Source organism: Tateyamaria sp. syn59, assembly GCF_007995245.1.
Taxonomy (GTDB): Bacteria; Pseudomonadota; Alphaproteobacteria; order Rhodobacterales; family Rhodobacteraceae; genus Tateyamaria.
The window spans coordinates 111,649-125,923 of record NZ_VCBA01000005.1 but is presented as its reverse complement, the minus strand read 5'-3'; the positions used below and the strand labels follow the sequence as shown (position 1 = coordinate 125,923).

Below are 14,275 nucleotides of genomic sequence, written 5' to 3'. Positions count from 1 at the left end.
CTAGTTTGGCATGAGAACAAATTAAGAACATTTGTGCATGCCCAACCGTCGTATCCTGTCCATCTGGTTTCCCAGGCTTGGGGTTGAGCGCCTGATCAGGCGTCAGCCCGTACTGGCGGATCAGCCTGTAGCTGTCGCGTGCGAACAACAGAACATGCAGGTGATCACCGCCCTGAACGGGGTGGCGCAGGCGGCGGGTCTGCAGGTGGGACAGCCCGTGCGCGATGCCCATGCGATGTGTCCGGGGCTTTTGACCTTTCCGCGCAGCCCGCAAGGAGAACAGCGGTTTCTTGAGGCGTTGCAGCGTTGGGCGGGCAAGTTTTCGCCCTGGGTCGCGCCCGAGGATGGGGACGCGCTGGTCGTTGATCTGACGGGCTGTGCGCATCTGTTCGGAGGCGAGGCGCAGTTGATGCAGGTGGTGCAGGATGACTGCACCGATTTGGGCCTAAGCGTTTTGATGGGGCTGGCCGACACGCGCGGGGCGGCTTGGGCCCTGGCCCGGTATGCGGGACGCGCGGCGGGGTCGGATCGGTCGGGCGATTCCATTGATCAAGAGGCGCGCGCCACGCGGTCCCGCGCGGGCAAGCGGCGGCATTGGACCAAGGGGGGTGCGGCCCCCGGTGTCACCATGCAGGTCTCCGATATCAAACGGATTGCGCCGCCCGGCCAGACCTATGGTGCGCTGTCGCCCCTGCCCATTGCCGCCCTGCGCCTGGACGCGGATATGACGGCGCAGCTGGGCCGCCTGGGGCTGCGCCGGGTGGGGGATCTACTGGGCCAGCCACGGGCCGGATTGGCGCGTCGGTTCGGGCGCGGGTTGGTCATGCGGCTGGACCAGGCGATGGGCAGCGCGCCCGAGCCTGTGTCTCCCGCAAAGCCGCCTGATCACTTTGCCGTCCGCATGACCTTGCCCGACCCAATCGGGCTGGCCGAGGATGTGATGGCTGCCATTGACCGGACTCTGCCCCGGCTCTGCAAGATGCTGGAAGACAAGGGAAAAGGCGCGCGGCGGGTGATGCTGCAAGCCCATCGCAGCGATCATGCCATTGAGGTGGTCGAGGTGGGGTTGGCCCGTCCCACGCATGATCCGCACCGCATCCGACCGCTGTTGGAGATGAAGATCGAGGAGATCGACGCAGGCTTTGGCATCGACATGATCCGCGTGTTGGCTACGCAGGTTGAGCCGGTTCACGACGTGATGCCCGTGGGTCACCGCGAGGCAGGGGCCGCCGTGCAGGCACGGCTGAACAGCGCCAACGCGATGGACGATCTGATCGGGCGGCTGGGCGCGCGGGTGGGGCTGGATTCCATCCGGCGCTTTGAACCGGCGGACAGCCATATCCCTGAAAAATCTCACAAGGTCATGTCTGCTGCGTGGTCGGAACCGCATCAAGGGCCGTGGCCCAAACCTACAAATCCGCGCCCCTTGTTGCTGTGGCACCCCGAGCCTGTGCACGCCCCGGCGACCCCCAAGATGCCGAAGGTTTTCCGCTGGCGGGGCATGGACCTGACCCGGCACCGCGCCATCGGCCCCGAGCGGATCGCGCCGGAATGGTGGCTGGACGATCCGAACTGGCGGTCGGGCACGCGGGATTATTGGGTGACGGACACGACGGACGGGCAGCGGCTGTGGCTGTTCTATGCCCATGGCGGCGCGATGTCGGCGGGGTGGTTTTGTCACGGATCCTTTGCCTGACCGTACGGTGGGGTTAACGCAGCGTGCGGTGGGGCCGAGCGCGCGAAACTGCGAAGTTTCGAATGAAAACTGCGATATTTGGGCAGGCCAAACAGGGGCGAAATCGGGCCGTTTTGCGGAAACTGCACATTTTCCGCGTCAAACTGCGTGTTTTAGTCCCTGACGATCACAGGGCACCGGTTAACCATTCGGTAAGGTGCGATATCGCGTTAACCTTGGTAAATATCCGGTGAATTTCGGGCGGGCTTTGCCCGCTTACAGACCAGACAAAACGGTCCTTTTGGCAGGTGGCGGCGATCAAGGACGCGCTACGCTTCTTGGCTTTGTGGGTGCGGCGACGATCTGGCCTGTAGCCGGGTGTCGCGGTAGCCGCTGGCCGCTACGGACCCGCAGAGCGGTTTCCATTGACAGCCACCACACGCGCCGTGCACCTGTTCGGCGGCATATGAGCCGCGCAGGTTGGCGAGCTGTGCGGCGCCAAGCGTCAGCCTGTCGCCAGCCACAAGATCACGTTGAAGGGAGGATGCGACCTCTGCCAGCGCGATCTGGTCGCGCCGCCTGACACTGGCCGTGTGGCAGTGTCCGTCGCCCCCTTCCAGAAGGGGTGCGCAGATATCATCGGGTCCCTCGACGATCAGCATGTCTTCGCCGTCGCTGAGACGGGCGGCCATCCTATCGAGGTTGGCGACAAAGGCCGGGGTGTAGCCTTTGCCCACGTAGGTCAGCACGCACAGCAGATGGTGTGCGCGCAAGCGGACCGTCACGAACCGGGCGCGCGCTTGGCCCGTTTGGCCAGACCGAGCAGGATCATTGCGCCAAGTGCCGATTTCAGCACGCCCCCGACGATGAAGGGCAGCACGCCGCCTGTGATTGCAGCTTCGACACCGATCAGAACTGCCAGCCATGCGGCACCCACGACGAGGCAGAGCGCATTGCCCGCCAGCATCGCGGCAAAGGCGAGGCCAAGGCGGTGGCCGTTCCAGCCGCGTTCCACGAGCCAGCCGGTCAGCGCACCCGCGAGGATGAAGGCGAAGAGGTAGCCGCCGGTCGGGCCGATGAAGTGATGCGCCCCGGCAGCGCCGCCTGCGAGGACGGGAAGGCCAAGGGCCCCCTGACCAAGCCAGGCGATGATGGTCGCACCGCCCAGCCGCCATCCGTAGAGCGCGCCGACCAGCGTTACCGCAAAGGTTTGCATCGTCACCGGGACGGGCACCATCGGCACCTCGATATAGGAGGACAGCGCGAGGAACAGCGTGCCGCAGATCACAAATGTGACCTTCCAAAGAGAGGACATTTGACCGATCCCGATGGGACTGCCGACGGTATGTGTGGATGTGGACAAGGGTTTGGCTCTTTTTTGTTGGACTGCGATCACGGGTGCGTGTGACCAAGGTACTGTGGTCGAAGGAAATTCTGTTGGAAAGCGGGCGACATGCTGCGTCGGCTGTTACTTGCCGAAAGCATGGGGGTGTTTCAAGGGCAGTTGTGGCTCTGGCAGAGGGCGCTGGGCCTTTGCATCAGCGGTTGGTTCTTGGACCGGGTGCGGAGGGCAGGTATGCCGACACATCCATGATCGGTTTGGGAGGGATGCGCATATGGCGTTTGATGAGGACCGGGTGCGCGCCGCGCTTGAGACCGCATGGTCGCTGGACACGGCGCAGCAATGGTCCAAGGAGAACCCGGCCAATGGGCAATGCAATGTCACCAGCGCCGTGATCCATGATTTGTTTGGTGGGCAGGTTTTGCGGACGCCGTGTGCGGGCGTCTGGCATTACTACAACCGTATTGATGGTCAGCGTTGTGATCTGACCGACAGTCAGTTTGTCCGGCCGGGTGCGCGTTTTGCTGCGCCTGATCCCTATCAGGATGCGCTGACGGATCGTGACGCTGCGATGGACGGCATTCCGGAGCGCGAATACGAGGCGTTGAAGGTGGCGCTGTTGGATCGGTTGTCGTGACCGTTGGGGTGGCTGTGCGCCCTACCGCTTGTCCACGATCCTGACCGCCTTGCCCTGTGACCGCTCTATGCTGCCAGGATCGGACACGTCGACTTTGACGCTGATCCCGATGGTTTGCTTGATCCGTGACGCCAGTGCGCGGGCGGCGTCGGTGCTGTCGCCCCCATTGGTCGCCTCGCACAGCACGCGCATCTGGTCCATGCGGTCGGGTTTGGTCAGTTCGATCTGGAAATGCGGGGCGAGGCCGGGGGTGGCCATCAGGCATTCCTCGATCTGGGTGGGGAAGACGTTGACGCCGCGCAGGATGATCATGTCGTCGCTGCGTCCGGTGACCTTTTCCATGCGCCGCATGGAGCGGGCGGTGCCGGGCAAAAGCCGGGTGAGGTCGCGGGTGCGGTAGCGGATGATCGGGAACGCTTCCTTGGTCAGCGAGGTGAAGACAAGTTCGCCCATTTCGCCGTCTTCGACGGGTTGCCCCGTGTTCGGGTCGATGATTTCGGGGAAGAAGTGGTCTTCCCAGATGTGCAGGCCGTCTTTGGTTTCCACGCATTCCATTGAGACGCCGGGGCCGATGACTTCCGACAGGCCGTAGATGTCAACGGCGTGCATGTCGAAGGCCTGTTCGATTTCCGTGCGCATGGCGTTGGTCCAGGGTTCGGCGCCGAAGATGCCAACTTCGAGCGAGGAGGCGCGGGGGTCGAGGCCCTGCTCGTTGAATTCGTCGAGGACCGAGAGGGCGTAGGACGGCGTGACCGTGATCCCCTTGGGTTTGAAGTCTTCGATCAGGCGGACCTGGCGGGGGGTCATGCCGCCGGAGATGGGGATCGTGGTGAGCCCAAGCGCGTCGGCGCCGAGGTGGATGCCGAGCCCGCCGGTGAAGAGGCCGTAGCCATAGGCGTTGTGCAAAAGGTCACCCGGTTGCAGGCCCGCGGCGCGCAGGGAGCGTGCGACCACGTTGCCCCAGTTCTTGAGGTCGTTTTCGGTGTAGCCGACGACCGTGGGTTGCCCGGTGGTGCCGGAGGAGGCGTGGATGCGTTTCACGTCCGTACGGGGAACCGCAAACATGCCGAACGGGTAGTTGGCGCGCAGGTCCTGTTTGGTGGTGAAGGGGAATTTGGAGAGGTCGCTAAGCGCGGTGAGGTCATCAGGGTGGATGCCAGCGGCGTCGAAGGCGGCCTTGTAGTGCGGCACGTTCTGGTAGGCGTGGTTCAGTGACCATTTCAGACGGTCGAGTTGCAGCGCCGCGATCTCGTCCCGGCTGGCGATTTCGATGGGATCGAGGGTGTCTTTGGCGGGGGTAAGGTCTTTCATTCCGTGTTCTCCTCGAAATGCGTGCCGGAGATTTCGCGGGAGAGGCCGCGGAAGAGGGCGATCTGGCGGGTGTCTGCGCCGGTGACGGTGACGTCATAGGTGCCGGAGCGGCCCTCGCGTGCGACCTCCGTCGCGGTGGCGGTCAGCACCTCGTCCAACTGGCCGGGGGCAAGGTAGGTGATCTGGTTCGATTGCGCGACGGTGAGCCGGTTGTAGCTGTTGCAGGCGAAGGCAAAGGCGCTGTCTGCCAGGGTAAAGATCATGCCGCCGTGACAGATGCCGTGGCCGTTGAGCATGTGTTTGCGTACCTGCATCGTCAGGGTCGCCGTGCCGGGGCCGACGTTTTCGATCCGCATGCCGAGGGCCTGGCTGGCATCGTCCGTGGCCCACATGGCGTCCGCGCAGCGCTGGGCGCGCTCTTCGGGTGTCATCCGGCATCCTCCCCTATGCGTTTCAGACTTGTCCAACTTTGCCGTCATTTTGTAACGCTTTCAAGCATGTTGGCACGGCTCTTGAATTTGTGAGCGGGCCGCGCAAGTGTGGTGCCATGACGCTTCAGACGCCACCCCCGTCCAATCTTCGCGAAATGCCGAGCCCGCAGGTGGCTTTTCACAGAACCGAGCTGTCCGTGATCCTGTCGCTTTATGGGCGCATGGTCGCGGCAGGGGAATGGCGGGATTACGGGATTTCCTGTTTGCGTGATGTGGCGGTGTTTTCGGTGTTTCGGCGGACGGCGGAGAACCCGATGTACCGCATTGAAAAGCGGCCCAAGCTGCGCGGTAAGCAGGGGATGTATGCTGTCATTGGCATGGACGGGCAGGTGCTGCGCCGGGGGCAGGATCTGAAGACCGTGCTGCGGGTGCTTGAGCGGAAGCTGATCCGGGCCGTTGAGTGAATTGTCCGCTGACGCGGGCGCGATCTATTTTTTCTGACGAGGGGGCTGTCTGCCCCCTCGAGCTCCCCCGACCGTATTTGGAAAGAGAAGAAGGCGTTTATGGCCGTTTGTGGCTGGTGATCTCGCCGTCGCCATTGGCCTTGATCCGTTTTGTGGCGGGGGCGATGGGTTCTTCGACCACGGCCATGTGGGTGGCGTTGGCGTGGATCATGTGGGTGGGGCTGGTGACGAGGGCGACGTGTCCCTTCCAGAAGAGGAGGTCGCCCGGTTGGTACGGGCCGGTGGCGTCGCTGAACGCGGCTTCCTGTTGGTCGCTGTCGCCGGGGCAGGAGAAGCCCGCCGTCGTGAGCGCGATTTGGGCGAGGCCGGAACAGTCGATGCCGGCGCGTGTGTTGCCGCCCCAGAGGTAGGGCGTGCCGAGGAAGAGGCGGGCTGTGTCGATCGGGTTTGCGCTGTAGGGGAGGGGCGACAGGTTGGGCTTGGGCACGTGGCCGAAATGGGTTTGGATGTAGTCCGCTGTCTCAGACAGGGCGGTCAGTTTGGTGCCGAAGGTGAGGGTCGCTGTGTCCGGTGATTTAAAAGTCGCGTGGTCGTAGCTATGTGCGGCCGGGGTTGTGACCATGTGGGTCGGTTCCGTCACCGGGCCGATGGCGTTGGACGGGACAAAACCGATATAGCCGTCGAGGTCGGCGCGGATATAGGCGTGGCCGTCGGTTTGGCCGAGTACTGTCACACGCGCCCCTGCGATGAGTTGCCTGTCGCGGGGGCCGTTTGGGGCGCGGAGCAGGTCAACGAAGGGGACAGTGATCTGGCCGGGGGCTGTGCCGTCGACCAGATGCGGGTCGGGGGTGGTTCGGCGGTCTGTCACAGCTTGAGTATCTTTGGCAGTGCGTCGAGCAGGGCGCGGGTGCCCTGGCCGACGCCGCCCTTGGGCCGCGCGGGGGCGCTGCTGGGTTGCCAGCCGTAGATGTCGAAATGAATGTAGGGGGCGCTGCCCACGAAGCGGCGCAGGAAAAGGGCGGCGGTGATGGAGCCCGCGAAGCCGCCCTTGGGCGCGTTGTCGAGGTCAGCGATGCCGGGTTCGATCATGGATTCGTAGGGCGCGTGGAAGGGCATGCGCCAGACCGGGTCGGCGGTTGTGGTCGCTGCCTCTTCGAGTGCCGCTGAAAGCGGCATCTCATCAGTGTAGTAGGGGGCGAGGTCGGGGCCGACGGCCACACGGGCCGCCCCGGTGAGCGTGGCCATGGAGATGATGAGGTCCGGCGCGTCCTCGTCCGCGAGGGCCAGTGCGTCGGCCAGCACCAGACGCCCTTCGGCGTCGGTGTTGTTAATCTCGACCGTCAGCCCCTTGCGGCTGGTCAGGATGTCCTGAGGCCGGAAGGCGTTGCCCGAGACGCTGTTTTCGACCGCCGGGATCAGAACGCGCAGTTGGACGGGCAGTCCGGTTGCCATGATCATGTGGGCGAGGCCGAGGACAGCGGCGGATCCGCCCATGTCCTTTTTCATCAGGCCCATGGAGGCGCCGGGTTTGAGGTTGAGGCCACCGGTGTCAAAGCAGACCCCCTTGCCCACCAGCGTGAGTTTCGGACCCGTTTCGCCCCATGTCATGTCGATCAGCCGGGGCGCGCGGTCGGCGGCGCGGCCCACTGTGTGGATCATCGGGAAGTTCTGCGCCAGCAGGTCGTCGCCCGTGATGACCGTGATGGCTGCGCCATGGGTTTCGGCCAGATCGCGGGCGGCCTGTTCCAGATCGGGTGGGCCCATATCAGCGGCGGGTGTGTTGATCAGCGTGCGTGTCAGCGCCTCGCCCGCGGCAATTGCTTCGGTCCGCGCGGCGTCGATACCGTCCGGTGCGACCAACCGGGCCGGAAACGAGGATTGATCCTTGTACCGGTCAAACCGGTAGCTGGCGAGCAGCCAACCCAGCGCTTCTGTCCGTAGCTGATCCGTCGGCAAGTCGGTGACAAGCTGGTAGGTTCCTTTCGGCAGCTGGGCCGCGGCCGCTGCAACGTGGAAACGGCCGCGCGCACGAGAGCTTTCGTTGCCGTAGCCGATCACCGCCTGTGTGCCACCGGGCAGCAACAGAGCCTGCCCAATGGCACCGGTAAAGCCGTGCGCGTCGATCCACTCCTGCACCGCATCTGATTGCGTGGCTCGCCAATCCGGTACGGCGCTTTCTGCCAAAAGGTGAACAGACCGGGTGGTGTCATCCGGCGTGGCAAAGCTGAGCGTCATGGCGGTGCGGGTCCTGCAAGTCTAATCGAAGCAAACCCTAGCCTGTTTGGGCTGCGTCGCAAGAGTGCCCTAGATTTGAATGTCTTGCAGGTCCCAGATCGCCGTGAGCGACCCTTCGCCCGTGCGCAGCAGGCGGCCGAGCGTGGCAGCAAGCGCAACCTGGTCGCGCGCCTCGGTACAGGTCACTACATCCTTGGCCACACTGGCCAGCACATCCATTCCGATCTGGTCGGCAATGGCGATCAGCGATTTGGCCGAACGACGCAATTCTTCCAGCTCGCCCTTGCGATAAAGCCGGTCGCAATGGGCCATGCGCAGGGCTAGTTCCTCCATCGCGCGGCACACGACATCCTCGGCGTTTGCCGGGTCCATCTCGCCGTAAAGCGCGTGCAAGCGGTCATGATTGACCTGCACGGATTCGTGCAGTTGAATTTGTGTTACTGTTGACAAAACGTCACCTCTTCTCACCCAAAAGTCGTCCGCCCCCACGGCTGCGACATGCATAGGTCAAAGAGCCTTCCCAAATCGTTATGCCGGACCTGTCTTTTCGCTCGAATTTGTCGCGAAATCGGGATAACCACCGCCCTCAATATGTGCGGGGCAGTCCTATTGGGCCCGGACCGACGCAAGCGCTTGCCTGTGCTCTCGTCGTCCGGCCCGATGACACGTTTCGCGCGCGAAACACTTGATTTGCAACCGGTGTAAGACCGGGCATCAAAGGGGACAGAGTTGGATCAAATCCTGAGCCTTGCGGCGACAAACCTGCTGTCGCCCATCATCCTGAGTTTTGCCCTTGGTGTGGCTGCGTCGCTGGCCCGGTCCGACCTGAACATTCCCGAGGCTGTGGCCAAGGGCATGTCGATTTACCTTCTGTTCGCCATTGGTTTCAAAGGCGGGGTGAGCGTGGCGGATCATGGCATTGACGGGACGCTTGCGGCATCCCTTCTGGCCGGGATCGTGTTGTCTGCCGCCTTGCCTATCGTGGCCTTTGGCCTCTTGCAGGTGATGGGGAACCTGAGCCGGTTGGATGCAGCGGCGGTGGCGGCGCACTACGGGTCGATTTCCATCGTGACCTTTGTGGCTGCGACATCAGTTCTGAGCAGCAGTGGCATCGCGTCCGAGGGTTATATGGTGGCCGTTGCTGCCGCGATGGAGGCACCTGCGATTCTGTCGGCGCTTTGGTTGATTTCGCGGGGCGGGGACAGCCGGAGGATGGATCCCGAATTGCTGAGAGAAATCATGCTGAACGGCTCCATCGTGTTGCTGGTGGGCAGCTTTTTCATCGGTTGGATCACGGGGAACGAGGGGCTGGCCAAGATCGAAGCCTTTATCGTGTCGCCGTTTCAGGGTGTTTTGTGCCTGTTCCTGCTGGATATGGGGCTGGTGGCGGGCCGGGGCCTGCGCGGTGGATCGGGTGTGTTGAAACCCGGTGTGCTGACCTTTGGTGTCGTGATGCCGCTGGTCGGGGCCATGTTTGGCTGTGTCGCTGGCCTGCTCTTGGGCGTCAGCACGGGCGGTGTGGCTTTGTTCATGGTGCTGTCGGCCTCGGCCAGCTATATTGCGGTGCCTGCGGCCATGCGGGTTGCGTTGCCTGAGGCCAACCCGTCGATCTATCTGACCTTGTCGCTCGGGGTGACTTTTCCATTCAATCTGACGCTCGGCATTCCAATCTATGTCGCCGTCGCCAGCGCGCTGACCGGGGGATAAGCGGATGCAAACACACAAGGCCAAACGTGTCGCCATCATCATCGAACAGGTGATGCAGAGCCGGTTGACCGACGCGATGGAGAAGGCCGGCGTGACCGGGTGGACTGTCTTGCCTGTGCTGGGCGGATCCGGCGATTCGGGGACCTGGAGCCGTGAGGGTCAGGTCAGCCGGGGCACCGGCATGGTGCAGGTGCTGTGCGTGATCCGGCCCGAGCGGTTGGATGGGCTGCTGGACGCCGCCTTTGCCGTGGTCGAGCGGCATATCGGGATTGTCACCGTGAGCGATTGCGAGGTGCTGCGGGCCGAAAGGTTCTGACAGGAAATGGGCGACGCCTCCCACCGGATGCGCCGCCCTGACCACTCGTTACCCCACTGATCCGCACGCCACTCACCCCATTCACTGGTTCCTTCTGCGCGCGGATATGTCTGGCGTGATGCCGATGTTCCATCTGCGTTTTTTTCAGGCGCACCTGATCAAACCACCCCATGGTCGGGGCGCGCTGCGTCGCTAGATGGAAGTTGGCATTCTGCCGTATGTTGGACGCGTGCACTGTCGTGGCGTCCTGTTGGTCGGATCAGCGTGTGCTGTGAGATCCGACCGGTAGCTTCGGGTATGACAGGATCATGTTACCAATGTCTTGCGTTGAAGCGGCTAGGTTTAACGAATACATCGGATCTGTATTTTTTCTCAAGATTTCAGAGAGATATGCTGTATGTCCAAGTGCTTACAATTCTAATTAAGCTGCATTTTATGGTTTGCTCTGGTGGCTCTTTGCTCTCCGCAAACTGGGATGCTGTTGGGCGTAATGATTGCTTAACGGCTTCGGACCACGTTTTATCTATGATATTTGGTCAAGCTTTTTGACGCTGCAATGCCGGACTACCCGTATCGGATGGCCCACCTGCTTGCGGGCCCGACCACAAAGGCCGAACCCGACGATTTTGGTGTGATCGAGTCCTTCTAGCCCTTTTTCAGCACGCGCTGGCCCAGAACTTCGGCAATCTGCACGGCGTTCAGGGCGGCGCCTTTGCGCAGGTTGTCCGACACGCACCAGAAGTTCAGGCCGTTGTCGATCGTGCTGTCCTGCCGGATGCGGCTGATGAACGTGGCAAAGTCGCCCACGCATTCGATCGGCGTGACGTAGCCGCCGTCTTCGCGCTTGTCGATCACCATGATGCCCGGCGCTTCGCGCAGGATGTCGCGGGCTTCGTCTTCGTCCAGGAAGTCTTCGGTCTCGATATTGATCGATTCCGAGTGGCCGACGAAGACCGGCACGCGCACGCATGTGGCCGTGACCTTGATCGACGGATCGACGATTTTCTTCGTCTCAGCGACCATCTTCCACTCTTCCTTGGTCGAGCCATCGTCCATGAAGACGTCGATATGCGGGATCACGTTGAAGGCGATCTGCTTCTGGAACTTCTTGGGCTCAACCTCGGATGTGGGGTTGTAGACCGCCTTGGTCTGGTCCCAGAGCTCGTCCATCCCCTCCTTGCCCGCGCCGGACACGGATTGGTAGGTCGAGACGACCACGCGCTTGATCTTGGCCCGGTCGTGCAGCGGCTTCAGCGCCACGACCATTTGCGCGGTCGAGCAGTTGGGGTTGGCGATGATGTTCTTCTTCGCATACCCTTCGATCGCGTCGGCGTTCACTTCGGGCACGATCAGCGGCACATCGGGGTCGTAGCGGTAGAGCGACGAGTTGTCGATGACCACGCAGCCTGCGGCGGCCGCCTTTGGCGCGTATTTCTTGGTGGCATCGGAGCCGATGGCGAACAGCGCCATGTCCCAGCCCGTGAAGTCGAATGTGTCGAGGTCCTTTGTCGTCAGTGTCTGATCCCCAAAGGACACTTCCGTGCCCAAGGAACGGCGGCTTGCCAGAACGGCCAGCTCGTCCACGGGAAACTGGCGCTCGGCCAGGATGTTCAGCATTTCGCGGCCCACATTGCCGGTGGCGCCTGCGACGACGACACGATACCCCATAATAGACTCCTTTTCGGGTAGGTGCGTGGCCCTTACACCCAATGTCTGCTGGGGGAAAGGGCGTCAGTCGGTGGCATCACGGCTAAGTGCATAGATGGCCACACCTATTGCGAGGGCAATGGAGAAAAAGCTGAAGATCGCGATGTATGGGGCTGTCGGATCGCCGCCTGCGGTCGCAGTGTGGATGCGGCCCGAGATGGTTTGCATGACCCCCACGCCGCCGATTCCAAAGAGATTCATCAGCGTCACGCCCCGCCCGGTGAGGTGCGGGGGAAAGAAGCTGCGCGCGTGGGCGATGATGACCGGGAAGGATGCGCCGAGTGCGCCGATGGCGGCGAAAAGCGCGATAGAGGTCCAGGGGCCTGCGTCGATCCAGAAGATGACGAGGGTCAGCATGGCGATGGTGAGTGCGTTACCGGTGAACACGACCCATTTGCGGGTGCCGAAGATCCGGTCGAGCGGGCCATAGGCGATTGTGCCGAGGATCATGGCGAGGCTCATCACCAGCGTGGCGATGCCGATCTGGGCGGTGGTCTGGTCGAAGACGTCGCGCAAGTATGGCCCGATCCAGAGGCCGCGTACCGCTGCGACCGGGGCGTAGTTCACGAACATGATCGGGATGATAAACCACAGGACCGGCATGCGCAGGAGGTCGAAGAGGGAGCCTTTGCCCGCCTTCTCCGCCTTGGCCGGGTCCCGGACGGAGAGCAGGACGCCTAGGGCGACGGTGGCTGAGACTGCCGAGAGCGCCCACATTGTGTTGCGCCAGCCGATGGTGTCGACGGCGAAGGCGGTGGGGTAGCTGGAGATCAGGTTGCCGATGGTGCCGATACCGATCATCAGCGCCGCCAGCGTGGCAAAGCGTGCCGGGTCAAACTCGCGCGCGAAGATGTAGAAGCTGGCCATCAGGACGGGCGAGCAGCCGATGCCGATCAGGGCCATGGCGGCGTGGATGTAGATGGGGCCTTGGGCCACGGCGAAGAGGGCTGCACCCCCGGCGCCTCCGATGAGGAACAGCCAGCCGCCCGTGCGGCGGGGGCCGAGCGTGTCGAGCGCCTTGCCCACGGGCAGTTGCATCAACGCGAAGGCAAGGAACCAGTAGCCGGAGGCTGTGGCGAGCACGTCGGGTGTGACGCCCAGTTCCGCCTCAAGCGGGCCGGTCAGAACGGCCAGGAAGGCACGAAAGAACTGGCTTAGCACGTAGGCCAGCGCCAGCAGGATCAATCCGATTTGCATGGGGTCCTCACTCCTGTCGCTTGCGTGGCATGAGCGCTGGGGAGGTGCAAGGCGCATTGTGATGGGGCGGGCCCGTGCTAGGGTCGGGATGAAGAGGTACAAGATGTTTTATGACGACCTGCCGCGATTGACGGCCTTTGGGGATGTGGCAGATTTGAGCCGTTACACGCCTTTGCCGGATGATTGGGTGGTTGGTGTGTCCGACATCGTGGGGTCCACCGATGCGGTCGCGGCGGGCAAATACAAGACGGTGAACATGATCGGGGCAGCGGTGATCTCGGCCCAGATCAATGCGGCTGCGGGGCGGGCCTTTCCCTATGTGTTTGGCGGTGACGGGGCCGCCTTTGCCCATCCGCCGGAATTTGCGGCAGAGGCTGCGCAGGCGCTTGGGGCTGTGCAGGCTTGGGCGCAGGAAGAGTTTGATATGGGCCTGCGTGTGGGCCTTTACTCTGTCGCTGACATTCGTGCCGCCGGGCCGGAGGTGGCCGTTGCGCGCTACGCTGTGTCGGACGGCGTGGACTATGCCATGTTCGCGGGCGGTGGCGTCAGCTGGGCTGAGGCGCAGATGAAGGCCGGGGCCGAGACGGTGCCGCCTGTCCCCGCGGGGACACAGCCGGACCTGACGGGGCTAAGTTGTCGCTGGAGCCATATGAAGGCGCGGAACGGGACGATCTTGTCGTTGTTGCTATCGCCGGAGGAGGGTGCTGATACTGCACGTTTTGGTGCGGTGGTCGAAGCGGTGCTGGCCGAGGTAGCGCATTTGGAGCGGGGTGGACACCCTGCACCACCGGAGGGGCCGGGTACGGGCTGGCCCCCGGTGGGTGCAACGCTGGAGGCGCATGCCAGCCATGGCGGCAAAGGGGTGAAGGCCCGTAAACGGCAGGTGCTGTTCGAGACGTTGATCGCGTGGGTGCTGATCAAGACCGGGATCAAGCTGGGCGGGTTTGATCCCACGCATTACCGCAAGACGGTTGGCGACAATGCTGATTTTCGGAAATTCGATGACGGGTTGAAGATGACGGTGGATTGCGATGCAGGCACGGTGTCGCGCCTCCGGGCCGTGCTCGACAAGGCGCGCGCCGAGGGTGTGGCCCGCTATGGCATGCACACGCAGGATGAGGCAATGATGACCTGTATTGTGCCGTCGATCATGGACGACACGCATGTGCATTTCATTGATGGTGCTGCGGGTGGGTATACGCAGGCCTCTGTTGGGCTGAAGTCCGGATAGCGCGCGGGCCCGTAAGGCGGAG

15 protein-coding genes are annotated in these 14,275 nt (G+C 63.0%); 6 read left to right on the top strand and 9 right to left on the bottom strand.

Annotated features, from left to right (window positions below; translation table 11 throughout):
* The first annotated feature begins 37 nt into the window (after positions 1-37).
* The gene (locus FD715_RS11220; RefSeq protein WP_147109609.1) at positions 38-1,696 is read left to right on the top strand and encodes a DNA polymerase Y family protein; all 1,659 of its coding nucleotides are present in this window, start codon (positions 38-40) and stop codon (positions 1,694-1,696) included.
* Positions 1,697-2,004: 308 nt separating this feature from the next.
* Here the strand turns inward: FD715_RS11220 and FD715_RS11215 are convergent, their stop codons facing one another.
* Together FD715_RS11215 and FD715_RS11210 are read right to left on the bottom strand one after the other, a co-directional pair.
* Positions 2,005-2,460 (bottom strand): DUF1284 domain-containing protein, encoded by a 456-nt coding sequence (locus FD715_RS11215; RefSeq protein WP_147109607.1) that lies wholly within the window; start codon positions 2,458-2,460, stop codon positions 2,005-2,007.
* Positions 2,457-2,990, bottom strand: a complete 534-nt coding sequence (locus tag FD715_RS11210) for a biotin transporter BioY (RefSeq protein WP_147109605.1) — start codon at positions 2,988-2,990, stop codon at positions 2,457-2,459. Before FD715_RS11210 ends, FD715_RS11215 begins: the two co-directional genes overlap by 4 nt.
* Positions 2,991-3,291: 301 nt before the next feature.
* Here FD715_RS11210 and FD715_RS11205 point away from each other — a divergent pair, with 301 nt between their 5' ends.
* Entirely contained in the window at positions 3,292-3,654 is a 363-nt protein-coding gene (locus FD715_RS11205; RefSeq protein WP_147109603.1) for a hypothetical protein, read from the top strand.
* Positions 3,655-3,675: 21 nt separating this feature from the next.
* Here the strand turns inward: FD715_RS11205 and paaK are convergent, their stop codons facing one another.
* Together paaK and paaI are read right to left on the bottom strand one after the other, a co-directional pair.
* Entirely contained in the window at positions 3,676-4,965 is a 1,290-nt protein-coding gene (gene paaK / locus FD715_RS11200) for a phenylacetate--CoA ligase PaaK (RefSeq protein ID WP_147109601.1), read from the bottom strand.
* Positions 4,962-5,396, bottom strand: a complete 435-nt coding sequence (gene paaI, locus FD715_RS11195; protein ID WP_147109599.1) for a hydroxyphenylacetyl-CoA thioesterase PaaI — start codon at positions 5,394-5,396, stop codon at positions 4,962-4,964. The genes paaK and paaI overlap by 4 nt, the downstream gene beginning before the upstream one ends.
* 116 nt (positions 5,397-5,512) lie before the next feature.
* Between paaI and FD715_RS11190 the strand changes: the two genes are divergently transcribed.
* Positions 5,513-5,860: a DUF2794 domain-containing protein gene (locus tag FD715_RS11190; protein ID WP_147109597.1), complete on the top strand. Its 348-nt coding sequence runs from the start codon at positions 5,513-5,515 to the stop codon at positions 5,858-5,860.
* 97 nt (positions 5,861-5,957) lie between these two features.
* Here the strand turns inward: FD715_RS11190 and FD715_RS11185 are convergent, their stop codons facing one another.
* The 3 genes from FD715_RS11185 to FD715_RS11175 all read right to left on the bottom strand — a co-directional run bounded on the left by FD715_RS11185 (position 5,958) and on the right by FD715_RS11175 (position 8,509).
* Positions 5,958-6,728, bottom strand: a complete 771-nt coding sequence (locus tag FD715_RS11185; RefSeq protein WP_147109595.1) for a C40 family peptidase — start codon at positions 6,726-6,728, stop codon at positions 5,958-5,960.
* Positions 6,725-8,095, bottom strand: coding sequence for a M17 family metallopeptidase (locus FD715_RS11180; RefSeq protein ID WP_147109594.1), 1,371 nt, complete (start codon positions 8,093-8,095; stop codon positions 6,725-6,727). Before FD715_RS11180 ends, FD715_RS11185 begins: the two co-directional genes overlap by 4 nt.
* Before the next feature lie 69 nt (positions 8,096-8,164).
* On the bottom strand, positions 8,165-8,509 hold the full coding sequence (locus tag FD715_RS11175) for a hypothetical protein (RefSeq protein WP_223274839.1): 345 nt from the start codon (positions 8,507-8,509) through the stop codon (positions 8,165-8,167).
* A gap of 315 nt (positions 8,510-8,824) precedes the next feature.
* Here FD715_RS11175 and FD715_RS11170 point away from each other — a divergent pair, with 315 nt between their 5' ends.
* Positions 8,825-9,802 carry a sodium-dependent bicarbonate transport family permease gene (locus FD715_RS11170; protein ID WP_147109590.1) on the top strand — a complete coding sequence of 326 codons (978 nt, stop codon included), beginning with the start codon at positions 8,825-8,827 and terminating at the stop codon, positions 9,800-9,802.
* Positions 9,803-9,806: 4 nt separating this feature from the next.
* Positions 9,807-10,118 carry a transcriptional regulator gene (locus FD715_RS11165; protein ID WP_147109588.1) on the top strand — a complete coding sequence of 104 codons (312 nt, stop codon included), beginning with the start codon at positions 9,807-9,809 and terminating at the stop codon, positions 10,116-10,118.
* Between the two features lie 645 nt (positions 10,119-10,763).
* On the opposite strand, the gene FD715_RS11160 is transcribed toward FD715_RS11165, so the two are convergent.
* A complete protein-coding gene (locus tag FD715_RS11160) occupies positions 10,764-11,786 on the bottom strand; it encodes an aspartate-semialdehyde dehydrogenase (RefSeq protein WP_039685304.1) in 1,023 nt (340 codons plus the stop codon).
* 63 nt (positions 11,787-11,849) lie between these two features.
* Positions 11,850-13,022: an MFS transporter gene (locus FD715_RS11155; RefSeq protein ID WP_147109586.1), complete on the bottom strand. Its 1,173-nt coding sequence runs from the start codon at positions 13,020-13,022 to the stop codon at positions 11,850-11,852.
* Positions 13,023-13,125: 103 nt separating this feature from the next.
* Between FD715_RS11155 and FD715_RS11150 the strand changes: the two genes are divergently transcribed.
* Positions 13,126-14,253, top strand: a complete 1,128-nt coding sequence (locus FD715_RS11150; RefSeq protein WP_223274837.1) for a DUF3095 domain-containing protein — start codon at positions 13,126-13,128, stop codon at positions 14,251-14,253.
* Positions 14,254-14,275 lie beyond the last annotated feature (22 nt).